Source organism: Shinella zoogloeoides, from assembly GCF_022682305.1.
GTDB lineage: Bacteria > Pseudomonadota > Alphaproteobacteria > Rhizobiales > Rhizobiaceae > Shinella > Shinella zoogloeoides_B.
Genome location: NZ_CP093528.1, coordinates 3231735 through 3253626 on the forward strand (window position 1 = coordinate 3231735; position 21892 = coordinate 3253626).

19 protein-coding genes are annotated in these 21892 nt (G+C 64.1%); 15 read left to right on the forward strand and 4 right to left on the reverse strand.

Going from position 1 to position 21892, the window contains the following annotated elements:
- The first annotated feature begins 127 nt into the window (after positions 1-127).
- The 4 genes from MOE34_RS16105 to MOE34_RS16120 all read left to right on the forward strand — a co-directional run bounded on the left by MOE34_RS16105 (position 128) and on the right by MOE34_RS16120 (position 4739).
- A complete protein-coding gene (locus tag MOE34_RS16105) occupies positions 128-1108 on the forward strand; it encodes an ABC transporter substrate-binding protein (protein WP_242218509.1) in 981 nt (326 codons plus the stop codon).
- 118 nt (positions 1109-1226) lie between these two features.
- Positions 1227-2717: a sugar ABC transporter ATP-binding protein gene (locus tag MOE34_RS16110; protein ID WP_242218511.1), complete on the forward strand. Its 1491-nt coding sequence runs from the start codon at positions 1227-1229 to the stop codon at positions 2715-2717.
- Between the two features lies 1 nt (position 2718).
- A complete protein-coding gene (locus MOE34_RS16115; protein WP_242218513.1) occupies positions 2719-3744 on the forward strand; it encodes an ABC transporter permease in 1026 nt (341 codons plus the stop codon).
- Between the two features lie 11 nt (positions 3745-3755).
- On the forward strand, positions 3756-4739 hold the full coding sequence (locus MOE34_RS16120; RefSeq protein ID WP_242218515.1) for an ABC transporter permease: 984 nt from the start codon (positions 3756-3758) through the stop codon (positions 4737-4739).
- Positions 4740-5277: 538 nt separating this feature from the next.
- Here MOE34_RS16120 and MOE34_RS16125 read toward each other — a convergent pair.
- A complete protein-coding gene (locus MOE34_RS16125) occupies positions 5278-6225 on the reverse strand; it encodes a LysR family transcriptional regulator (protein ID WP_242218517.1) in 948 nt (315 codons plus the stop codon).
- A gap of 114 nt (positions 6226-6339) precedes the next feature.
- Between MOE34_RS16125 and MOE34_RS16130 the strand changes: the two genes are divergently transcribed.
- The 7 genes from MOE34_RS16130 to MOE34_RS16160 are packed head-to-tail and all read left to right on the forward strand — an operon-like array spanning position 6340 to position 12988.
- Positions 6340-7314: an ABC transporter substrate-binding protein gene (locus MOE34_RS16130; protein WP_242218519.1), complete on the forward strand. Its 975-nt coding sequence runs from the start codon at positions 6340-6342 to the stop codon at positions 7312-7314.
- On the forward strand, positions 7311-7844 hold the full coding sequence (gene uraD / locus MOE34_RS16135; RefSeq protein WP_242218521.1) for a 2-oxo-4-hydroxy-4-carboxy-5-ureidoimidazoline decarboxylase: 534 nt from the start codon (positions 7311-7313) through the stop codon (positions 7842-7844). The genes MOE34_RS16130 and uraD overlap by 4 nt, the downstream gene beginning before the upstream one ends.
- A 52-nt stretch (positions 7845-7896) precedes the next feature.
- Positions 7897-9486 carry an ABC transporter substrate-binding protein gene (locus tag MOE34_RS16140; RefSeq protein ID WP_242218524.1) on the forward strand — a complete coding sequence of 530 codons (1590 nt, stop codon included), beginning with the start codon at positions 7897-7899 and terminating at the stop codon, positions 9484-9486.
- Positions 9487-9490: 4 nt separating this feature from the next.
- Positions 9491-10525 (forward strand): ABC transporter permease, encoded by a 1035-nt coding sequence (locus tag MOE34_RS16145; protein WP_242218526.1) that lies wholly within the window; start codon positions 9491-9493, stop codon positions 10523-10525.
- The gene (locus MOE34_RS16150; RefSeq protein ID WP_242218528.1) at positions 10522-11418 is read left to right on the forward strand and encodes an ABC transporter permease; all 897 of its coding nucleotides are present in this window, start codon (positions 10522-10524) and stop codon (positions 11416-11418) included. Before MOE34_RS16145 ends, MOE34_RS16150 begins: the two co-directional genes overlap by 4 nt.
- A complete protein-coding gene (locus tag MOE34_RS16155; protein WP_242218530.1) occupies positions 11418-12257 on the forward strand; it encodes an ABC transporter ATP-binding protein in 840 nt (279 codons plus the stop codon). Before MOE34_RS16150 ends, MOE34_RS16155 begins: the two co-directional genes overlap by 1 nt.
- The gene (locus tag MOE34_RS16160; RefSeq protein WP_242218532.1) at positions 12254-12988 is read left to right on the forward strand and encodes an ABC transporter ATP-binding protein; all 735 of its coding nucleotides are present in this window, start codon (positions 12254-12256) and stop codon (positions 12986-12988) included. Before MOE34_RS16155 ends, MOE34_RS16160 begins: the two co-directional genes overlap by 4 nt.
- Before the next feature lie 239 nt (positions 12989-13227).
- Here MOE34_RS16160 and MOE34_RS16165 read toward each other — a convergent pair whose 3' ends face one another.
- Genes MOE34_RS16165 through MOE34_RS16175 form a run of 3 tightly spaced genes read right to left on the reverse strand, consistent with a single transcriptional unit; the run spans position 13228 to position 18148 of the window.
- Complete coding sequence (locus tag MOE34_RS16165) at positions 13228-14340, reverse strand: ABC transporter permease (RefSeq protein ID WP_242218535.1); 1113 nt, start codon at positions 14338-14340, stop codon at positions 13228-13230.
- On the reverse strand, positions 14340-17087 hold the full coding sequence (rbbA, locus tag MOE34_RS16170) for a ribosome-associated ATPase/putative transporter RbbA (protein WP_242218537.1): 2748 nt from the start codon (positions 17085-17087) through the stop codon (positions 14340-14342). The genes MOE34_RS16165 and rbbA overlap by 1 nt, the downstream gene beginning before the upstream one ends.
- The gene (locus MOE34_RS16175) at positions 17084-18148 is read right to left on the reverse strand and encodes an HlyD family secretion protein (protein ID WP_242218539.1); all 1065 of its coding nucleotides are present in this window, start codon (positions 18146-18148) and stop codon (positions 17084-17086) included. Before MOE34_RS16175 ends, rbbA begins: the two co-directional genes overlap by 4 nt.
- 349 nt (positions 18149-18497) lie before the next feature.
- Here MOE34_RS16175 and MOE34_RS16180 point away from each other — a divergent pair, with 349 nt between their 5' ends.
- The 4 genes from MOE34_RS16180 to fixJ all read left to right on the forward strand — a co-directional run bounded on the left by MOE34_RS16180 (position 18498) and on the right by fixJ (position 21782).
- Entirely contained in the window at positions 18498-19022 is a 525-nt protein-coding gene (locus MOE34_RS16180; protein ID WP_242218541.1) for an Hsp20/alpha crystallin family protein, read from the forward strand.
- A 60-nt stretch (positions 19023-19082) separates the two neighbouring features.
- Positions 19083-19511, forward strand: coding sequence for a DUF2267 domain-containing protein (locus MOE34_RS16185; RefSeq protein ID WP_242218543.1), 429 nt, complete (start codon positions 19083-19085; stop codon positions 19509-19511).
- 146 nt (positions 19512-19657) lie between these two features.
- Positions 19658-21166, forward strand: coding sequence for a PAS domain-containing sensor histidine kinase (locus MOE34_RS16190; protein WP_242218545.1), 1509 nt, complete (start codon positions 19658-19660; stop codon positions 21164-21166).
- On the forward strand, positions 21156-21782 hold the full coding sequence (fixJ, locus tag MOE34_RS16195) for a response regulator FixJ (RefSeq protein ID WP_242218548.1): 627 nt from the start codon (positions 21156-21158) through the stop codon (positions 21780-21782). The genes MOE34_RS16190 and fixJ overlap by 11 nt, the downstream gene beginning before the upstream one ends.
- The last annotated feature ends 110 nt before the right edge of the window (positions 21783-21892 follow it).

Consider the following 21892-nt stretch of genomic DNA (forward strand, 5'->3'; position numbering starts at 1 on the left):
TGCAAGTGCTCATAATTTTGGCTCTTGACTGCTAATATTATTAGCGCAAGATTTGCACATGTGAAGCAGGAATTTGCTCACGTCCGGTAGAGGAGTACCGGCCAGAACCAGGGAGGAGAACCCGCTCATGACCACCATTTCCCGTCGCGCCTTCATGCTTGCGGCAACGGCCATCGGCGCTCTTGCCGTCACCGGTGTCGCCATTGCCGAAGTGCCGAAGCTTGAGCAGAAAGACACCTACAAGGTCGGCTTCGCGCAGACCGAATCCAACAATCCGTGGCGCATCGCCCAGACGAACAGCATGAAGGCCGAGGCTGAAAAGCTCGGCTATCAGCTGGTCTACACCGATGCCGCCGGCTCGGCCGCCAAGCAGGTCGCCGACGTCAACTCGATGATCGCCCAGGGCGTCGACGTCATCTTCCTCGCGCCGCGCGAGGAAAAGCCGCTGATCCCCGCCGTCATGGCCGCCAAGAAGGCCGGCATCCCGGTCATCCTGCTCGACCGCTCGGTCGATCCGTCGCTCGCCAAGGCCGGCGAGGACTACCTGACCTTCATCGGCTCCAATTTCGTCGAGGAAGGCAAGCGCGTCGCCGAATGGCTGGCGAAGAACGCAAACGGCAAGTCGAAGATCATCGAGCTGGAAGGCACGACCGGCTCCTCGCCTGCCAACGACCGCAAGAAGGGCTTCGACGAGGCGATCCAGGCCGCCGGCGGCTTCGAGATCGTCGCCTCGCAGACCGGCGACTTTGCCCGCGACAAGGGCCGTCAGGTCGCGGAGGCCCTCCTTCAGGCGCATCCGGATGCCGACATCATCTACGCCCACAACGACGAGATGGCGATGGGCGCTATCGCAGCGCTGGAAGCGGCCGGCAAGGTGCCGGGCAAGGATGTGCTCGTGCTCTCCATCGACGGCGGCAAGGAGGCCGTGCAGGCGGTGGTCGACGGAAAGATCGCGGCGGTCGTCGAATGCAACCCGCGCTTCGGGCCGAAGGCCTTCGAAACGATGCAGCGCCATGCCAAGGGCGAGAAGATCGAGCCGACCCTCGTGAACGAAGACAAGTTCTACGACGCGTCCAACGCGGCCGCCGAACTCGCCAACGCTTACTGACGCAAGACTCCCAAGCCCTTTGCGGCCGGGGCGGCACCGCCGTCTCGGCCGTTTTTGAACGACCTCCGTCCGGTGCGGGTGTAGGCTCGTCATGCGGGTGGGATAAAGGAGAAACCCGATGCTTCTGTCCATGCAGGGCATTTCCAAGGCTTTTGCCGGTGTCGCCGCGCTGAAATCCGTCTCGCTGGAGGTCGAGCCGGCGGAGGTCATGGCGCTTGTCGGCCAGAACGGCGCGGGCAAGTCGACGCTGATCAAGATCCTGACGGGCGTCTATCGCCGGGACGAGGGAAGTATCGCCCTTGACGGCAGGCAAGTGGACTTCACCATGCCCGCCGAGGCGCAGAGCGCCGGCATCGCGACGATCTACCAGGAAATCAACCTCGCCCCGCAGCGCTCCGTGGCGGAGAACATCTACCTCTCCCGCGAGCCGAAACGCTTCGGCATGATCGATCACGCCGCCATGCGGCGCGGCGCGGCGGCCGTCCTGCAAACCTTCAATCTCTCCATCGATGTCGACCGTCCCGTCGCGCATTTCGATGCCGCGACCCGGCAGATGGTGGCAATCGCCCGCGCCGTGACCCAGAAGGCCCGCCTGGTCATCATGGACGAGCCGACCTCATCGCTCGACGAACGCGAGGTCGCCGTCCTTTTCGAGACGATCCGTACGCTGAAACGCTCCGGCGTCGCCGTCATCTTCATCGGCCATCGGCTGGACGAACTCTATGCGATCTGCGACCGCGTGACGATCATGCGGGATGGCCAGACTGTCGCCAAGAGCCCGATGGCCGACATGCCCAAAATGGCGCTGGTGCGCCATATGCTCGGCAAGGAACTCGCCGCCTTCCAGGCCATGGCGCCCGATCGGGACATACCTGAACGCCGCGAACGCCTTGCCGTCCGGCATGCGGGCGCGGGGGTGCGCGTGCGCGATGTCAGCCTCGACGTGCGCGAGGGCGAAATCTCCGGCCTTGCCGGCCTTCTCGGCTCCGGCCGCACCGAAACCGCCCGCCTCGTCTTCGGCGCGGACCGGATGCAGCGCGGTACGATCCGGATGGATGGCAAGGAGCGCACCTATCGCGAACCGGCGGACGCGATTGCCGATGGCATCGGTCTCGTTTCCGAGGATCGCAAGATCGACGGCATCGTGCCGGACATGAGCATTCGCGAGAACATGACGCTGGCGCTGCTGCCGAAGCTGAAAAAGGCCGGCATCGTCGACCGTGCCAGACAGGACGAGATCGTCACGCGCTACATCCGCGCGCTCGGCATCAAATGCGCCTCACCCGACCAGCCGATCAAGGAGCTGTCCGGCGGCAACCAGCAGAAGGTGTTGCTCGCCCGCTGGCTCGCCACGGATCCGCGCGTCCTCATCATCGACGAGCCGACCCGTGGCATCGATATCGGTGCGAAATCGGAAATCCTCAAGCTGCTGCGCAGCCTTGCCGATGAAGGGCTGAGTGTCCTGATGATCTCCTCCGAGCTGGAAGAGCTTCTCGCCGCCGCCGACCGCGTGACGGTTCTCAGCGACGGCACATCGGTCGCGACCCTGCCGCGAAAGGATCTGAACGAGGCGGCCCTCCTTTCCGCCATGGCCCATCAGGTAGAATGACATGACGACGGTCGAGACCCCCGCCCCGCAGCCCTCCGGCACACTGTCCTCCGGCACGCTGTCCTCCGGCAGCCGGCTGTTCACGCTGGCGAGCCGCTACGGCACCCTCGTCGCCTTCCTGGCGCTTGTCGTCTTCAATATCGCGGTGACGCCGAATTTCCTGTCCTGGCAAACGCTCAACGTAAACCTCACGCAGGTGGCCACGATCGTCATCGTCGCCACCGGCATGACGCTGGTCATCGCCACCGGTGGCATCGACCTGTCGGTCGGCTCGCTAATGGCAATCGCGGGCGCGCTGGCTCCCATGATCTTCATGGGCCAGTTCTGGCAGGTTGAGAACATGGCATTTGCCGTGCTGCTCGCCTTGCTTGTCCCCATATTCGTCGCCAGCCTCTTCGGCCTCTTCAACGGCTTCCTCGTAACGCGCTTTTCAATCCAGCCGATCATCGCGACGCTCGTGCTCTTCATCGCCGGACGCGGAATCGCGCAGGTCATGACCAACGGCAATCTGCAGGTCTTCAAGAACGAGGGCTTCCAGTTCATCGCCATGGGCCGGATCGCCGGCATTCCGGCGCAGGTCGTGCTGATGATCGTCATCGTCATCCTCGCCTCGGCGATGATCCGCTATACCGTCATCGGACGCCAGATCATCGCCGTCGGCGGCAACGAGAAGGCGGCGCGGCTGACGGGTATCCCGGTCAGGCGCGTCAAGCTGCTCGTCTACATGATCAGCGGGGCGCTCGCCGGTATTGCCGGTCTCGTCGTGGTCGCGCGCAATTCCGCGAGCGACGCCAATCTCGTCGGCCTCGGCATGGAGCTCGACGCCATCGCCGCCGCCGCCGTCGGGGGAACGCTGCTGACCGGCGGGCGGGCCAACATCATCGGCACCGTGCTCGGTGCCTTCGTCATCCAGCTTGTGCGCTACACGCTGCTTGCCAATGGCGTGCCGGATGCCGCCGCCCTCATCGTCAAGGCGGGGCTGATCGTGCTTGCCGTCTTCATCCAGCAGCGCGCCGACAGGCATTGAGGAGATCCGATATGCATACCCTCCTCCGCCCCTTCGCCATCAAGTCCTCGGGCGATCTCGCCCGCGCCGGCGTCATCCTCGCGCTCGCAGGACTCATCCTGTTCGGCGCCCTGCGCTACGACAACTTCCTCTCACCGTTCAACATCCTGAGCTTCCTGCGCTACAACTCCATGTTCGCGCTGATCGCGCTCGGCATGGCCTTCGTCATCATCACCGGGGGCATCGATCTCTCGGTCGGCGGCACGGCGGCGATGGCAAGCGTGGTCGCCGCTCTGCTCTCGCCCTATCACTGGGCCGCCGGGCTTCTCGGTGGCATGGCGGCCGGTTTCGCCATCGGCGCGCTGAACGGCTTCATCATCACGAAAATGCGCATCCAGCCCTTCATCGCCACGCTTGCGACGATGCTGGCGGCCTACGGCACGGGATTGCTGCTTGCGGACAACCAGTCCGTCTCCGTCTCCTACGACACCGGCTTCACCGTCATAGGCCAGGACGATTTCCTCGGCTTCCCCATCCCCGCGTGGATCGGCCTTGGCGCCTATGTCCTTGGCTGGCTGGTGCTGGAAAAGCTTCCTGTCGGCCGGCATATCCTCGCCATCGGCGACGGTGAAGCCACAGCGGGCCTGATGGGCCTCAAGGTCGAACGGACGCTGGCCGCCGTCTATCTCGCCTCCGGCACGCTCGCCGGCCTTGCCGGCGTCATCCTCGCTTCGCAGTTCGGCGCGGGCCAGCCGACGGAGGGTGTGGGCTGGGAACTGTTCGCCATCGCCTCCGTCGTCGTGGGCGGCACGCTGCTGACCGGCGGCTCGGGTTCCGTCGGCGCAACGCTCGCCGGCGCCCTGCTGCTCGCCATGGTCTTCAACATCCTCAACTTCGAAAACGGCCTCGGCTGGATCTCGCTTTCCGCCTACTGGCAATCCGTCATCCGCGGCACCTTCCTGCTTGTCGTCGTCGTACTGCAGGCAAAATTGATGGCACGGCATCGCGGCACCTGAATGGGCCTGGCTTCACCATTCGTGCGCCCATGCAGGCGACCGTCGTGAGGAACGGCTTCGTACGGGCCGCAAGGCCTGTCACTTGGCTTCAACGTCACATGTAACGCCCTTCACCCACGGCATCTGCGCTGCAAGCGCCCTGACATCGTCGCAGTATGGACCCGGACCGGCGAGTTCGATGGCATCTTCGGAGATCCTGATGACCAATCCGTTGGTGATAATACCCCCGGCTTGTCGGAGAGGATCGTGAATTCCTCGCTGGGCACGAAGGTCAGGGAAATATTGTCGCTGGCTGATAAGCCGTCCTGCGAATTGAACAGGACAAAGCGTCATTACCGACGCCGAGCGCTGCCGGCAGGGCGACCTTCGTGGACGACATGGCGAAATCTCCAAAAAGTCGTCTTTCTTCCCGTAAGGCCAGCCGGATTCAACTCATGGCACAGGTTTATTGCGCCCGCTACACGCCGCCATCGATGATAGGCGAAAAGGGGTGGTGTCACGCCAATGGGATCAGGCATCGGTTGTTTCTGCCGGCAACTCACCGGATGGGCGAAGGATAAGCATTCATCCGCGTTGACTCCAGGACGGATTCGATGATGCGTGACGCGGTGTCGGCGACGATCTGGACGAGGGTGTTGAGGGGCTTGGATGCGTCGATCGCGATGTCCGACGATTGGGGAAGGGCGTCGATCTCGGTCAAAGGGAGGAAGCGCAGAGTACCTTCGGCAAGCTCGGTCGCTGCGTCCAGCTCGGAGGTGAAGGCGACGTAGTTGCCACTGCGGGCGAGGTTCTTGACGAGGTGCAGCGAGTTGGTCTCGACGCGACCGTGCGGCTCGGCGAAAAGCCAGCTATATTGCACTTCCAGAAAACGGCGGATCAGCAGCGAACGGCTTTGCAGGGCAATGGGATAGGTCACCACGTCCTGGAATTTCACGTCAGGCCGCGTCAGCAGCGGATGATGCGGGGCGACGATACAGCCGAAGGGTAGCGGCAGGCTCCAGATCGTACGCATGTCGCTGCGCTGTGGCAGGTTGAAGGCGACGATAAGGTCGGCCTGGCCGGACAGCAGGGCGGCGACCGCCTCGTCCGTCGAGCCGATCTGGATGGAAAGGCCGATCAGCGGATGGGCGGCGGCGATGTCCTGCACCAGTTGCGGCAGGATGGTCGTGGCGTGGCTGTCCATGGCGAAGATGTTCACCTGGCCCTGCTGCACGCCCTGCAATTGGAATATCTCGGCCACGGCATTGCGCTCCTCCGCCCGCCAGCGGTGGACGAGGCGTACGAGGGTTTCGCCGGCCGCCGTCAGCCGCATGCCCTTCGGCACCCGGTCGAAAAGCTTCACGCCCAGGCGCTCCTCCAGCCCGATGATCTGTCGATCGATGGCCGAGGCCGCGATGTTCTGCGCGCGGGCGGCAGCCTGGATGGAGCCGGTCGAGGCGACGCGGTCGAAATAATGCAGGGCGGCGGGGATCAGCGAACGGGACATGCGGGCCTCACCATTCTAATTTCGGCAATAGCTTGTTTCATAGTTTGATATAGACGGCAATGCATTCGGGGCGCACATTATTCGCAGGCAAACCAACCAACAGGGGGCGATGGCGTGGTCCAGCAAGTAAAATTCTTCCTGAACAGCTTTTTCTCGGGGCCGCAGGCGCCCTTCTTCCTGGCGGCCGACAACGGGCATTTCTCGCGCCATGGCATAGAGGTCGAATTCACCGAGGGCGCGTCCCTCGCATGGTCTGTGCCGGTTCTGGCCGGCGGCGGCTATGATGTCGCCTATGGCGACATGAACACGCTGATCGAGATGAAATCGGTCGATCCGGACAGCTCGCCGCTCGCCGTCTGGGCGATGCACAACCGCTCGCCCTATACGATCGCCGTCGATGCGGACGGCCCGATCCACAGCCCCGCCGATCTTGCCGGCCGCAAGCTGGTCTCCCATCCGGAAGACGCCGCCTGGAAGCTTTTCAAGGAATTCGGCATCGCCACCGGCCTCGACATCTCGACGGTCGATGTGGAGGCATCCGACCTCGGCCATGAGGAAATGGTCCCGATCATGCGCGACACCGGCCGTTGGGAAGGCATTTTCGGCTTCGTCAACACCGTGCGCGCCCACACGATCGAAGCTGGCCTCGACCCGGACAAGGTGCTACGCCATCTCGAATTCCGTCATTATCTGCCGGAACTCTATGGCGGCGCTGTCATGGTCACCCGCGATTTCGCCGCAAGGCATCCGCAAGCGGTGCGCGGCCTGCTTGATGCGATCAATTGCGGCCTCAAGGATGCGATCGCCGATCCGGACGCGGCTATCGCGGCTGTCGCCCGGCGTAATCCGCAGGTCGATATCAAGGCTAACCATGCGCGCCTCGTCGGCACGCTCGGCCTGGAAATGGCGGGCGAAGAGGGTGGGCGCATCGGCATCGGCGATGCGGATGATGCACGCATCGTCGCCGGCGCCGCGCTGATCGCCAAGGCCAAGGGCCTGCCCCGCGTGCCGGCGCCCAGCGAGGTGTTCGATCGCAGCTTCCTGCCGCCGCTCGGCGAGCGCGTCACCAGCCTGGCGAAAAACGCATGAACACGCGGCCGATCGCAGACCTCAACGCGCTACCGCCGGGGGATTTCGCAGCCGCGTTGGCGCCCGTCTGGGAAAATGCCGACTGGGTGGCGGAGAAGGTATCGCGCGACCGACCCTTCATGTCGGCGGCCGCCCTGCACGATGCGATGCTGGCACTGGTCAAGGCGCTGCCGGAAGACGAGCTTCTCGCCTTCCTCAACCGCCATCCCGACCTTGGCGGGGCCGATGTGCGCGCCGGCCGGGTGACGGCCGAGTCGGATGCCGAACAGGGTTCGATCCGCCTCAACGCGCTAACCGTCGCGCAGATCGCCGAATGGGACGAACTGAACGCCGCCTACAAGGCCCGCTTCGGCTTCCCCTTCATCCTGTGCGTGCGCCGGCACGACCAGGCCTCGGCGCTGGCAGCCATCCGCACGCGCATGAACGGTACACGCGACGGCGAGCTGGATGCCGCGTTGCAGGAAATCACCTGGATCACCCGCTACCGGCTTGCCGCGCGAGTGGCCGATCACGGATTTGCAGGATTGTAGTAGCGACGACGTAACCGACCTGGTGGACCAGGCTCTACGGGAGGAGAGCGAAATGAAAAGAAGACAGTTCCTTGGAAGCGTGGCCGCGGCAGCGCTTTTCATGAGCATGACGGGCGGCATGGCGTTCGCCGAAACGCCCGCCGATACCCTGGTCATCGCCAGGGTGATCGACGACGCCATTTCGTTCGACCCGGCCGAGTCCTATGAGGATACCGGAACGGAAGTGCTGCACAATGTCTACGAGACCCTCGTCGGCAACGATGCGACCGACATGTCCAGGATGACCGGCCTCATCGCCGAAAGCTGGAGCTTCAGCGACGACAACCGTACGGCCACCTTTAAGCTACGCTCCGGCCAGACCTTCGCCTCGGGCAATCCGCTGACCGCCAGCGACATCGTCTATTCCTTCACCCGCGTCGTCAAGGCGGGCAAGTCGCCGGCCTTCCTGCTCAAACAGTTCGGCTGGACGGCCGAAAATATCGACAGCATGGTCAAGGCCGTCGACGACGGGACCTTCGAGATGAAGATCGCCGTCGACTACGCGCCGTCGCTCGTCCTGAACATCCTCTCGTCCATCAATGCCTCGGTGGTCGATTCCAAGACCGTCATGGCGAACGAGAAGGACGGCGATTTCGGCCTTGCCTACCTGAAGGACAAGTCAGAAGGCTCCGGTCCCTTCGTGCTGAAGACCTGGAAACCGAACCAGACGATCGTCATGCAGGCCAATCCGGCCTATCGCCAGGGCGAGCCGGCGATGAAGCGGGTGATCCTGCGCCATGTGCCGGAAGCCGCCTCGCAGCGCCTGCTGCTCGAAAAGGGCGACGTCGACATCGCCGACAACCTGCCGGGCGACCAGATCAAGGCGGTGGAGAGCAACCCCGACATCACCGTCCAGCGCGACACCACGGCCCGCAACCTCTATATCGGTCTCAGCCAGACGGTCGAGCCGTTCACCAAGCCGAAGGTGCGCGAGGCGCTGAAATACCTTGTCGATTACAAGGGCATGACGGAATCGCTACTGAAGGGCGAGTTCACCGTGCTGCAATCCTTCTGGCCCGCCGGCTTCGACGCCTCGCTCGGCGAGAATCCCTATACCTACGATGTCGAGAAGGCCAAGGCGCTGCTGGCGGAAGCCGGCTACAAGGACGGCTTCTCCTTCAAGCTCTCGGTGCGCAATGTCAGCCCGGCCATCGACATGGCCCAGGCGGTGCAGCAATCCATGTCGGCAGCCGGCGTCAAGATGGATATCGTGCAGACCGACCAGAAACAGTTCATCACCGCCTATCGCGGCCGCCAGTTCGAGGCGGTGCTCGGCACCTGGGAACCGGACTTCCTCGATCCGCACGCCAACGCGGCGACCTTCGCCTTCAACCCCGACAACGGCCCGGACGCGAGCAACAAGACCGTGGCCTGGCGCAATAGCTGGAAGGACGATGCGGTCAACGCGCTGACGGAAGCGGCGGTGAAGGAACCCGACGAGGCCAAGCGCACGGACATGTACAAGGAACTGCAGCGCAAGGTGCTGGCCGACGGCCCCTATATCGGCCTCGTGCAGCGCATCCGCCAGACGGCCATGCGCAGCAATGTGGAGGGCTATACGGTCGGCCCGGCGACGATCTTCTACCGGCTGGTCCGGAAGTAGTCCCATGCACAGCCCGGCCAAACGGTTCTACACCGCCCTGCGCCTTGCGACGGGAAGCGCGATTTCGATCGCGCTCACCCTCGTCGGCCTGATCTTCGTCACCTTCGCGGTTGGCCGGCTGATTCCGATCGACCCGGTCGTAGCCGTCATCGGCGAGAAGGCCCCGCAGGACGTCTACGACAAGGTCTACAAGGAACTCGGCCTCGACAGGCCGGTCTACGAACAGTTCTTCACCTATGTCGGCAAGGTCGCCCATGGCGATTTCGGCGATTCAGCTTTCACCGGCCATCCGGTGGTCCAGGATCTTGCGAGCGTCTTTCCAGCGACGCTGGAGCTTGCGACCATCGGCATCCTGATCGGCGTACTGCTCGGCGTGCCGCTCGGCGTGATCGCGGCCGCCAACAGCGGACGCTGGCCGGACCAGGTGGTGCGCGTGCTCAGTCTCACCGGCTATTCGGTGCCGGTCTTCTGGCTCGGCATCGTGCTGCTTCTCATCTTCTACGGCCAGCTCGACTGGGTGGCCGGGCCGGGACGCATCGATATCGCCTATGACGGTCTCGTCGAGGAATGGTCGGGCATTCTCACCATCGATGCGCTGCGCGCCGGCGACATGGACGTCTTCTACAACGCGCTGTCGCACATGATCCTACCAGCGACACTGCTCGGGCTTTCCTCGCTCGCCTATATCGCCCGCATGACGCGCAGCTTCATGCTGACGCAGCTCAGCCAGGAATATGTCACCCTCGCCCGCGCCAAGGGCGCATCCGAACGCACGGTGATCTGGCGTCACGCGCTGAAGAACGCCCGCGTGCAGATCATCACCGTCTGCTTCCTCTCCTACGGCTTCCTGCTCGAGGGCGCGGTGCTGACGGAAACGGTGTTCTCCTGGCCGGGCCTCGGTCTCTACATGACCAATGCGCTTTTCAATGCCGATCTCAACGCCGTCATCGGCGGCACGATCCTGATCGGCGCCGTCTTCATCATACTCAACGCGCTGGCGGATATCGTCTACCGCTTCGCAGATCCGAGGACAGCATGAGCACCACCTTTGCCCAATGGCTGACCACCGACCGGCCCGCCAGCCGCGCGCAGGCCCGGCTCGTCCGCCTCACCCTCTCGTTCCGCGCGCTCGTCGCCAACCGGCTGGCACTCGTCGGCCTCCTCGTCGTCATGGCGCTTGTCGTCATGGCGCTTATCGGCCCGCTCTTCGTCGGCTCGCCGACCGAGCAGGTGCTGGCGAACCGCCTGCTGCCGCCGAGCGCCGCCCACTGGTTCGGCACGGACGAGCTTGGTCGCGACATTCTTGCGCGCGTCGTGCACGGCTCGCAGATCACCGTGCGCATCGTCCTCATGGTCTCACTGATCGTCGGCCCGGTGGGACTGACGATCGGCATCGTCTCCGGTTATTTCGGCGGCTGGGTAGATGCGGTACTGATGCGTATCACCGATATCTTCCTGTCGCTGCCCCGGCTCGTGCTGGCGCTCGCCTTCGTCGCGGCGCTGGGTACCGGCATCAACAATGCCATCATCGCCATCGCGGTGACGAGCTGGCCGCCCTATGCCCGCCTTGCCCGCGCCGAGACGCTCAGCATCCGCAACAGCGATTTCGTCCGCATGGCCCAGTTGCAGGGCGCCTCGACGCTGCGTGTCCTCTTCAACCATATCGCGCCACTCTGCTTCGCCTCGGTCGTGGTCCGTCTCACCTTCGACATGTCCGGGACGATCCTGGTCGCCGCCGGCCTCGGCTTCCTTGGCCTCGGCGCGCAGCCGCCGCAACCGGAATGGGGCCTGATGGTTGCCGCCGGCCGGCAATATGTGCTCGACCAGTGGTGGGTCGCCACCATTCCCGGCATTGCCATCTTCATCGCCAGCCTCGGCTTCAACCTTCTCGGCGACGGCCTGCGCGATGTCTTCGATGCGAGGTCCTCGTAATGTCCCGGCTCGATATAGAAGGTCTGCGCGTTTCCTTCGCCAGCCGCACCGGCCCGGTTCCCGCGCTGCGTGGCATCGACCTGTCGGTCGACGGAGGCCGGCTCGGCATCGTCGGCGAAAGCGGCTCGGGCAAATCCACCATGGGCCGCGCCATCATGGGCCTTCTGCCCGCGACCGCCTCGGTCACGGCGCGGCGCTTCGAATTTGCCGGCCAGGACATGCTCAAGGCATCGCCCGCCCAGAAACGGGCGATGCGCGGCCGGCGCATCGGCATGATCATGCAGGATCCGCGCTATGCGCTGAACCCCGTCATGACGGTCGGCGCCCAGATCGCCGAATGCTTCAAGCTGCATCACGGCATCGTCGGCAGGGCGGCGAAAGCCAAGGCGCTCGACCTGCTCGCCGCCGTGCGCATCAACGATCCCGGCATGGTCTACGACCAGTACCCGCATCAGGTGTCGGGCGGCATGGGCCAGCGCGTGATGATCGCCATCGCCCTTGCCGGCGAGCCGGAGCTGCTGATCGCCGACGAGCCGACCTCGGCGCTCGACGCCTCGGTGCGCACCAGCTTCCTCGGCCTGCTCGACCAGATCATCAAGGAACGCGGCATGTCGCTGATCCTGATCAGCCACGACCTGCACCTCGTCTCCAATTTCTGCGACCGGGTGGTGGTGATGTATGGCGGACAGGTGATGGAGGAGTGCACGGCCGCCGATCTCGCCAGTCCGCGTCACGCCTATACGCGCGCGCTCGCCGCCTGCCGTCCCTCGCTTACCGAGCGGCTGCCCGAACTGCGCACCTTCACCCGTGATCCCGCCTGGCTGGAGGCAAAGTCATGATCGAGATCGAAGCCGTCTGCGTCGATTTCCACACCAGGACCCGCACCGTCCGCGCGCTGAACGCGGTCTCCCTCAGCGTGCCGCAAGGCAGTGTCTTCGGCCTCGTCGGCGAATCCGGCTCCGGCAAGACGACGCTGCTGCGCGCCATGATGGGACTGACCGCCACCAGTTCCGGGCGCGTGACGATCGCCGGCGAAGAGGTGCGGCAGAACCCGTCGCTCGCCTTCCGTCGCCGCGTGCAGATGGTCATGCAGGATTGCTACGCCTCGCTGAATCCGGTGCACACCGTCGACCAGATCATCGGCGAGCCGCTTGCCATCCACAGGTTCGACAACCCGGAAAAGCGCATCCTGCAGGCGCTGAAGGATGTCGGCCTCGGCCCGGAGCATCGCTTCCGCTTCCCGCACCAACTCTCCGGCGGCCAGCGCCAGCGCGTAGCGATCGCAAGGTGCCTCGCCATCGAGCCACAGGTCATGCTGCTCGACGAGCCGACCTCGGCGCTCGATGTCTCCATCCAGGCGGAAATCGTCAACCTCGTCATGCGCCTGCAGCGAGAGAAAGGGCTGACGCTCTTCATCATCAGCCACGACCTGCCGCTCGTCGCCCATATGTGCGACCGGTTGGCCATCATGCACAAGGGCACGGTGCGGGAGATAATCACCAGTGACGACCTGATCCACCAGAACGTGAAGGACGATTATACCAGGGAACTGCTGTCGGCCTCCCTTTAGGCGTTGGCCCTGCGGGGCCTGCGGGGCCAACGCAACCGTCCGCAATATCGATTTGTCCCACGCGCGCCCGATAGAATTGAAGGCTGAAAGAGGCTTCCCCGCGATGCCACCGTTGCATCGTTACCGGCCAATGAGCCACGAGCCCATGACCATCGAGATTTGCAATGTGATGGCATTAAAAAGAATTAAACTATCGACCCGATCTTGACCCGCCCCATGCATAATCACGAACGTGAACTCTATTGCAGGAAATGCCGAAAGCGGCTCAGGGAGAAGGCGAACAGAGTTCCGCCGATCAAGGACATGGCGGCAAGTTGAGGCCAGACCACATCCAGTCCGGCGCCTCGAAACAACACGGCCTGCGCCAGCATGACGAAATGCGTGTTGGGTGCGGCGAGCATGATGAACTGGATGGCTTCCGGCATGCTTTCGCGTGGGGTTACCCCGCCTGATAGCAGTTGCAGCGGCATCAGCACCATCATGAGCAGGAGCCCGAACTGCGGCATCGAGCCGGCGACTGTGGCGAGGAAGATACCAAGACAGGTCATGGCGAAGATGTCGAGCGCCGCGCCGACAAGGAACAGGACGAGCGAGCCGTTGACGGGTACGGCCAGTAGCCCTTCCACGACGAAGACAACGCTGAGGGCGGATGCTGTCAGCACGACCAACCCCATCGACCAGACCTTGCTCACCATGATCTCGAAGGCGGTCACCGGCATCACAAGAAGGTGCTCTATCGTGCCGTGTTCGCGCTCGCGGATGAGCGCCGCGCCGGTCAGCACGATCGACAGCATGGTGATCGACGTGATGACGTCGCTGATCGCGCCGAACCAACCCTTGTCCAGTTCCGGATTGAAGCGGGCGCGCAGGTCGAGGGAAGCGGGCAGGATCGTCTCCGTGCGGTGGCCGGCGAGGAATTCCCCTACCTCGCCCGATACGATCGCCTGCACGTAGCCACCGCCGGTGAAAGCCTGTGACATGCGGGTCGCGTCGATATTGAGCTGTAGGGTCGGCGCACGGCCGGCGAGAAGATCGCGCTGGAAATTCGGCGGGATGTCGAGCGCGAACGTATCGAGACCGGCATCCATGCGGCTGTCCATTTCCTGCTGCGAGATGAGGGAGGGCGCGAGAAAATAGGGTGGATAGAAGGCGCCGGAGATGCGCGCCGACAGGGCCGAGCGGTCCTCGTCGACGATGGCGATCGGCGCACGGTTGAGCGTTTCCGGCATCGCCTTTGAGGCAGTGTAGATCGCGAGCGTGAAGGCATGGACGATCAGGATGAGAAGCACCGGATCGCGCCCGAGGCCGCGCAGTTCCTTGATACCGAGATGGAGGATGTTCGCCGCCCGCATCACCGCGCCTGCTTTCTGAGAAAGATCACACCGAGGCCGATCAGGACTGGAACGGCGATGAGGAGCGGCAGGAAGGCACCGGCGAGGTCCGAAAACCCAAGCGCCTTGGAGAAGGTACCGCGCGCGATGGTGATGAAATGGGTGGTGGGGTAGATCCGGCCGATGAAGGCGCCCAGCCCCTGAAGCGACGTCACGGGATCGATGAGGCCGGAATATTGCGAGGCGGGCAGCATGGTGACGAGCGCAGTCGCGAAGATCGCCGCGATCTGGCTGTTCAGGAAGGTGGAGAGGACCAGCCCCATCGCCGTCGCGACGACGACATAGACGAAGGCCGCCGCCGCGAAGGTGGCGAAGCTGCCGGTGAAGGGCACATCGAAGACGAAGACGGCGAAGGCCGTCAGAAGGATGAAATTCATCATCGCGACAAGCACATAAGGGATCTGTTTGCCGACCAGGAATTCCAGCCGCGTCACCGGCGTCACGTAGAAATTGACGATGGAGCCGAGCTCCTTCTCGCGGACCACGCTCAGCACCGCCAGCATGGACGGGATCATCAGCAACAGCATGGGAATGACAGCCGGCACCATGGCGTCGAGACTGCGCACATCGGGATTGTAGCGGTAGCGCACCTCGAGCCGGAAATCGCCCTCCGCGGCCTTCTTGCCGTAGATCTCGCGCGCCTTTTGCGTGAGCCAGGCCATATGCATGCCTTCGGCATAGCCGCGGACGGTCTCGGCGCGCGTGGGCATCGCACCGTCGATCCACGCGCCGATGGCGACCGGCCGGCCCCGAGCAAGATCGCGCCCGAAACCGGAGGGGATTTCCAGCGCCAGACTGATCTCTCCGCTTTCCATGCGACGGTCCATGTCGGCATAGCCGGCAAGCGGCGGCTTTTCGGTGAAGAAGCGCGATCCCGAAAGATGGAGACCGTAGTCCCGGCTGATGGCGGTGTCGTCCTGATCGAGCACGGCGAAGGAAAGGTTATCGACATCCATGTTGATGCCATAGCCGATGACGATCATCAGGATCAGGCTGCCGATGGTGGCGAGCATCGCGCGGATCGGGTCGCGCAGCAGTTCGAGCGTTTCGCGCCGCGTATAGGCGAACATCCGCCGGATATCGAAAAAGCGGGTCTGCAGCAGGGGGCCTTGGCGTTGCAAGGGTGGTGCGTCGGGCGGAGGAGCAGCAACCGCTTCGACGGATACGGCATCGCCCAGATAGCCGACGAAAGCGGCTTCCAGCGTATCGGCGGAGCGGCTGGCGACGATGGCCGCCGGCGTGTCGCTGACAAGAACCTTTCCGGCATGCATCAACGCAATGCGGTCGCAACGCTCGGCTTCATTCATGAAATGGGTCGAGACGAAGATCGTGACGCCCTGGCGTCGCGACAGATCGACGAGGATGCGCCAGAAGCCGTCCCGCGCAACCGGATCGACACCGGAGGTCGGCTCGTCGAGGATCAGGATATCGGGCGAATGGATGGTCGCGACGGCCAGCGACAAACGCTGGCGGATGCCAAGCGGCAAGGCGCCGGGCAGCGCGTCCATATAGCCGGCAAGCGCGAATTGCCGGGCCGCCTCCGCGGCCCGCGCTGCGATCTCGGCTGCCGGAATACCGAAGAGGCGCGCGTGCAAGTCGATATTCTGGCGGACCGTGAGTTCCGAATAGAGGGAAAAGCCCTGCGACATGTAGCCGACGCGCCGCCGCACCGCGATATCGCGCGGATCGATCTCCTTGCCGAACAGCCTCGCCCGGCCGCCGCTTGCCTCCAGAAGGCCAGTCAGCATCTTCATGGTGGTCGTCTTGCCGCAGCCGTTCGAGCCGAGAAAGCCGAATATCTCGCCACGCGCGATGCGGAAGCTCACATCGTCCACGGCCATGAACTCGCCGAAGCACCGGCTGAGATGCTCGGCCTCGATGACGATCTCGCCGTCCATGCCGGCCGGACGCGGCGGAATGACGACCGGGCGATACCCCGCGCGCTTTTCGGCGGGCAACAGGGCGATGAAGGCGGCGTCGAGATCGGGCATGACCGTGCGGCGCAGAAGCTCGGCCGGCGCGTCGCAGGCCAGTACCCGCCCGCCGTCCATGGCCACCAGCCAGTCGAAGCGGGCGGCCTCCTCCATATAGGCTGTGGCAACGATCACGCTCATGCCCTCGCGGCTGCGGCGGATGCGCTCGATCAACTGCCAGAACTGCCGGCGGGCCAGCGGATCGACGCCGGTCGTCGGTTCGTCGAGGATAAGGAGGTCGGGATCGTGGATCAGCGCGCAGCAGAGGCCAAGCTTCTGCTTCATGCCGCCCGAAAGCTTGGCGACGGGCCGGTCGGCGAAGGGCGCCAGCCCGGTAGCGTCCAGAAGATCGGCGATGCGGCGCTCCCGCTCCTGCCGCCCATGGCCGAAGAGACGGCCGAAAAAGTCGATGTTGTCGCAAACGGAGAGGGTCGGGTAGAGGTTGCGCCCGAGGCCCTGCGGCATATAGGCGATGCGCGGGCAGACGCGGCGCCTGTGCGTAGACCGCGCCATGTCGCCGCCGAGCACGTCGATGCGCCCCTCCTGGATCGTCCGCGCTCCGGCGATCAGCGACAGCAGGCTGGATTTACCGACGCCATCAGGCCCGATGAGACCCACCATGCAACCGGCCGGAATGTCCAGCGTGACGGCGTCGAGCGCCCGCGTCGGGCCGTAGGAGAGCCCGACATTCTCCAGCCGGGCCGCCCGGCGCTGCGCGGTCGCCTCCGGGGTCATTGCAGGACGGTTCCCAAGGCGGCAGGCCATTCGGCTTTCGGATCGAGACGGATATAGGCGACGCCCGGAAGGCCGGTTTTCACCTGCTGGATATATTTGCGCAGCAGTTCCGGCGCGATCTTCGCCTTGATCCGGAACATCAGCTTCTGGCGCTCCTCCTCGGTCTCGACCGTCTTCGGCGTGAACTGCGCCACATCGGCGACGAAGGTCGCCCGGGCGGGGATGACATATTGCGGAGCGGCATCGAGCACGAGGCGGACCTCCGTGCCAATCGCGACACGGCCAGCCTCGGCCGTGGGGAGGAAGAACGTCATCGAGACATCACCGAGATCAACGAGGCTGAGCACCCGCCCGCCGCTGCCGACCACCTCGCCGGGCTGGGCAACGCGATACTGCACGCGCCCGTCACGCGGCGCCCGCAGCGTCGCATCGTCGATTTCCGTGTCGATGGCCTCGATGGCGGCGCGCGCCGCATCGACGGCGGCCTGCGCATCCACCACCATCGCCCGCGCCGCGTTGATGGCCGCCTCGCTCGCCGCAAGCTGTGCCCCGGCGGCGGCCACCGCGGCGGCGGCACTGCGTTCGGCGGCGCGGCTGTTGTCGAGAATCTGCTGCGAGACGGTGTTGCTGACGGCGAGCTGTTCAGAGCGCGCCAGCGTGCGTTTTGCGACGTCATGCTCTGCCTCGCGCTGCGCCACCACGGCGGCGGCGGCCGTCTTCTCGGCTTCGCGCTGAACGATCAGCGTCTTCGCGGTACCCACACCGATGGACGCGCGCTGCAACTGCGCCTCTGCCTGCCGGCGACGGGCCGCCAGTTCCGCCGTGTCCATGCGGGCAAGAATGTCATCTGCCTTCACGAGATCGCCTTCGTCGACAAGGATATCCTTGATCCGCCCCGGCGATTTCGCCGAGACATCGATCTCGACGGCCTCTATACGTCCGTTGCCGCTCGCAAACCCTTCCGGCAGTGCGCCGTTTCCCGCCTGCTGCCAGGCATAAAATCCGGCGATGGCAAGCACGGCCAGCACGACGACAAGCCAGAGACGGCCGATACCGATCATCGCCCCTCTCCCCCAGCCGCCGGGTTGGCACTATGCCCGCTCAATTCATTGCCCATGCCTGGCGATGCGATCATGGCGGCGCTCCATCCTAAAAGCCCTCAAATGAAAATCAGAAGCCCGCCGCCACGACCTTGATCCGCGTCAATGCGGCAAAACGGCGGGCGGCGTTTGCTGGAATGCCTGCCGGAACGAGCCAATCGGATGAAGCAGGGCCGGACGCGGCAGCGCGCCGGCATGCGACGTTCCTGCAGGAAGCGCCGCCGCCCTCTCGCCTCGTTGTGTCGAGGCTTGCATGGAAAAACCGGGGCGACTGCAATGAGACGATTATCCAACGCGAAGGAGACCAATCATGGCCGAAGCTGCCACCAAGATGCCCGTCACGAAGACGACTGCCCCTGCCAAGCGCGACGAGCGCCGCCCGCTCGAAAGCCTGCGGCGCGAGATCGACCAGCTTTTCGAAAGCTTCCATCCCTTCGACTGGCGCCTGCCGTCGAGCGTCCTCGGTTTCGAACTACCACGCGTCTCGCGCGAGGAATGGCCGGTGCTGCCCGCCATGGACCTCGTGGAGAAGACCGACGCCTACGAGATCACGGCCGAGCTTCCCGGCATCGACGAGAAGAACGTGGAGATCAAGCTCTCCAACCACACGCTGACGATCAAGGGCGAGAAGAAGGAAGAAAAAGAAGAGAAGCAGAAGGACTACTACCTCTCCGAGCGCCGCTACGGCTCGTTCCAGCGCAGCTTTCAGCTTCCCGACGGGGTGGACACCGACAAGATCGACGCCGCCTTCACCAAGGGCGTACTGACGATCAAGCTGCCCAAGACCGCCCAGGCAAGACAGGCGGAAAAGACCATCGCGGTCAAGGCTGCGTGACCGAAGCCGACAGTCACCGGTGCGCCCGATGGCGCACCGGATTTTCCAGGGAGACGCCTGATGAGTAGCACATCGATAACCCATTTCACCCAGGCTGCGCAGCAGGCACAGCAGTGGGTCAACGAACTTGCCGAGGATCTCGACTGGACGCAGCCGCGCGCCTACCACCTTCTTCGGTGCGTGCTGCATGCCCTGCGCGACTGGCTCTCGCCGGAGGAAATGACGGACCTCTCCTCGCAACTGCCCGTTCTGGTCCGCGGTATCTATTTCGAGAACTGGAAGCCTCTCGAGACGCCCGTATGGGACCGCAGGAAAGAGGATTTCATTGCCCGCATCGAGGACGCCTTTGCCGGCGACATGCTGGTCGATCCCGATGAGGCGATACGCGCCGTTTTCCGCCTGCTCGACAGGCATGTTTCCCATGGCGAGATCATGCAGGTCAGGAACTCGATGAAGAAACCGCTGCGCGACCTGTGGCCGGCGGCGTAACCGTCTTGCGCCGCTTCAGGAGGCCGGTGTCCAGCGGAGTCCGCGCCGCACCGCCCTTCCTTTCAAGCTCGGGCGGTTGTATTCTCGCCGCTGGTTAAACCTGTCTTCCCGATGGCGCCCGGGCTGGCGTCCCCGATAGGAACACCATGCCGGCGCGCGACCTACCCGGACTGCAGGGGCGCTTCCTGCAGGCAATCTTCTCACGCCGCTTCGAAGGAAGCGCCGGGTACCTGCTGGCGCTGGTTTCCGTAGCGGGGGTTTTCGGCTTACGCTGGCTGCTCCAGAGCGTGCTCGGCAATACCGCCACATTCATTCTCTTCATTCCCGTCATCCTCGTCGCCGCAATCGCCGGTGGCATGGGGCCAGGGCTTCTTGCCCTCGCCCTTTCGCTTGCCAGCGCGACCTATGTTGCCGGTCCCAATGGGACGGTCTGGCTCCAGGTCGGCATCTTCGCCCTGGTCGGGCTGACCATCACATGGATGGGCGAGATGCTGCACCACGCGCGTCGGGCCATTGACCGGACCGAAGTGGCCTTGAGAACGCGGGAAGCGCATCTTCGCTCTATCCTCGATACAGTACCGGATGCGACGGTCGTCATCGACGAGCGAGGCCTCATCACCTCCTTCAGTGCGGCCGCGGTTCGACAGTTCGGCTATACCGAAGCCGAGGTGCTCGGCCGAAACGTCAACATCCTCATGCCGGAACCCTATCATCGCGAACATGACGGCTACATCGAACGCTACGTCAGCACGGGTGAGAAGCGGATCATCGGGGTGGACCGCGTGGTCGTGGGCCTTCGTCGGGACGGATCGACCTTTCCCATGAAGCTCGCGGTCGGGGAGGTGCAATCTTCGAATGGCCGTTTTTTCACGGGCTTCGTCCGCGACCTGACGGAACGCGAGGAGTCCGAGGCGCGGCTGCAGGAGGTCCAGAACGAGCTGGCACGGCTTGCCCGTCTCAACGAACTGGGGGAAATGGCTTCCACACTCGCGCACGAACTCAACCAGCCCCTGGCGACCATCGCCAACTATTCCCAGGGCTGCATCCGGCTGCTCGACGGCATGACGAAGGAATCGGCCATCCAGATGCGGGAGGCGCTGGAGGAAATCGCGAAGCAATCACTGCGCGCCGGCGAAATCATCCGTCACCTTCGCGAGTTCGTCACGCGCGGAGAAACGGAAAAAACGCCGCATGACATGCGCAAGCTGATCGAGGAAGCCGGGGCGCTCGCCCTTGTCGGCTCAAGGGAACTCGGCGTCCGGTCGGTTTTCGCCTTTTCGCCTAATACCAAAGCGGTGCTTGTCGATCGCGTCCAGATTCAGCAGGTTCTCATCAATCTGATGCGCAATGCCATGGAAGCCATGCGCGACAGCGGGCGACGCGAACTGGTCGTGCGCACCCTGCCGGACGGAGCCGATCACGTCGTCGTGGAAGTTGCCGATACGGGGCCGGGTATTTCCGACGAGATCGCAGCCCGCCTGTTCCAGCCTTTCGTCACCAGCAAGGCAAGCGGCATGGGCATAGGACTGTCCATATCCAAGCGCATCGTGGAGGCCCACCGGGGCGAGATATCGGCGCAGCGCAACGAGAATGGCGGAACGACGTTCCGGTTCTCCTTGCCGGTTGCCGGACAGGGGGCTGAATATGAAGCCTGACAGCTATGTCGTGCATATCGTCGACGACGAGGAGCCAGTGCGCAAGTCGCTGGCCTTTCTTCTGACCATGTCAGGTTTCACGGTGCGCGTGCACGAGTCCGCCACCCATTTCCTCGCCGTCGCACCAACGCTCGCCAATGCCTGCCTAGTAACTGACCTGCGTATGCCGGATATGAGCGGCATCGAGCTGCTGGAGAAGCTCGGCGCAATCAAAGCCCTCCCCCCGGCAGTCGTGATCACCGGACACGGCGACGTGCCGATGGCAGTCTCGGCCATGAAGGCAGGCGCGGTCGATTTCATCGAGAAGCCGTTTGAGGATCAAGCCCTGATCGACGCAATCATTCGGGCCGCCAGCCGGCTGGAAGACACCATCGAGGTTTCCAGCGATACGGGAGCGTTGCGGGCACGCCTGGACAGCCTTTCGGATCGAGAGCGCCAGGTTCTCTCGGCGGTCGTCTCCGGTCTGCCCAACAAGACGATCGCCTACGATCTCGACATCAGCCCGCGCACGGTGGAGGTCCACCGCGCCAACATCATGTCGAAGATGCAGGCGAAAAGCCTTGCCGAACTCGTGCGAATGGCCATAGCTCTCAAGGTCGCCAGCACCCGTCATTGAGGCCAGCGGCCAACGGCCGGGCGACCACTACGCATTTTCCCCTACGGACATGACCGAATTTCGTTTCGCAGGATTTGCGCGATGATCTTCCATCGACTCCAGGGAGAAGA

What these genes read in the sequence shown, in the direction of transcription:
- MOE34_RS16105 (WP_242218509.1), top strand. Translation starts at nt 128, where the DNA reads ATGACCACCATTTCCCGTCGCGCCTTCATGCTTGCGGCAACGGCCATC.
- MOE34_RS16110 (WP_242218511.1), top strand. Translation starts at nt 1,227, where the DNA reads ATGCTTCTGTCCATGCAGGGCATTTCCAAGGCTTTTGCCGGTGTCGCC.
- MOE34_RS16115 (WP_242218513.1), top strand. Translation starts at nt 2,719, where the DNA reads ATGACGACGGTCGAGACCCCCGCCCCGCAGCCCTCCGGCACACTGTCC.
- MOE34_RS16120 (WP_242218515.1), top strand. Translation starts at nt 3,756, where the DNA reads ATGCATACCCTCCTCCGCCCCTTCGCCATCAAGTCCTCGGGCGATCTC.
- MOE34_RS16125 (WP_242218517.1), bottom strand. Translation starts at nt 6,225, where the DNA reads ATGTCCCGTTCGCTGATCCCCGCCGCCCTGCATTATTTCGACCGCGTC.
- uraD (WP_242218521.1), top strand. Translation starts at nt 7,311, where the DNA reads ATGAACACGCGGCCGATCGCAGACCTCAACGCGCTACCGCCGGGGGAT.
- MOE34_RS16140 (WP_242218524.1), top strand. Translation starts at nt 7,897, where the DNA reads ATGAAAAGAAGACAGTTCCTTGGAAGCGTGGCCGCGGCAGCGCTTTTC.
- MOE34_RS16145 (WP_242218526.1), top strand. Translation starts at nt 9,491, where the DNA reads ATGCACAGCCCGGCCAAACGGTTCTACACCGCCCTGCGCCTTGCGACG.
- MOE34_RS16150 (WP_242218528.1), top strand. Translation starts at nt 10,522, where the DNA reads ATGAGCACCACCTTTGCCCAATGGCTGACCACCGACCGGCCCGCCAGC.
- MOE34_RS16155 (WP_242218530.1), top strand. Translation starts at nt 11,418, where the DNA reads ATGTCCCGGCTCGATATAGAAGGTCTGCGCGTTTCCTTCGCCAGCCGC.
- MOE34_RS16160 (WP_242218532.1), top strand. Translation starts at nt 12,254, where the DNA reads ATGATCGAGATCGAAGCCGTCTGCGTCGATTTCCACACCAGGACCCGC.
- MOE34_RS16165 (WP_242218535.1), bottom strand. Translation starts at nt 14,340, where the DNA reads ATGCGGGCGGCGAACATCCTCCATCTCGGTATCAAGGAACTGCGCGGC.
- rbbA (WP_242218537.1), bottom strand. Translation starts at nt 17,087, where the DNA reads ATGACCCCGGAGGCGACCGCGCAGCGCCGGGCGGCCCGGCTGGAGAAT.
- MOE34_RS16175 (WP_242218539.1), bottom strand. Translation starts at nt 18,148, where the DNA reads ATGATCGGTATCGGCCGTCTCTGGCTTGTCGTCGTGCTGGCCGTGCTT.
- MOE34_RS16180 (WP_242218541.1), top strand. Translation starts at nt 18,498, where the DNA reads ATGGCCGAAGCTGCCACCAAGATGCCCGTCACGAAGACGACTGCCCCT.
- MOE34_RS16185 (WP_242218543.1), top strand. Translation starts at nt 19,083, where the DNA reads ATGAGTAGCACATCGATAACCCATTTCACCCAGGCTGCGCAGCAGGCA.
- MOE34_RS16190 (WP_242218545.1), top strand. Translation starts at nt 19,658, where the DNA reads ATGCCGGCGCGCGACCTACCCGGACTGCAGGGGCGCTTCCTGCAGGCA.
- fixJ (WP_242218548.1), top strand. Translation starts at nt 21,156, where the DNA reads ATGAAGCCTGACAGCTATGTCGTGCATATCGTCGACGACGAGGAGCCA.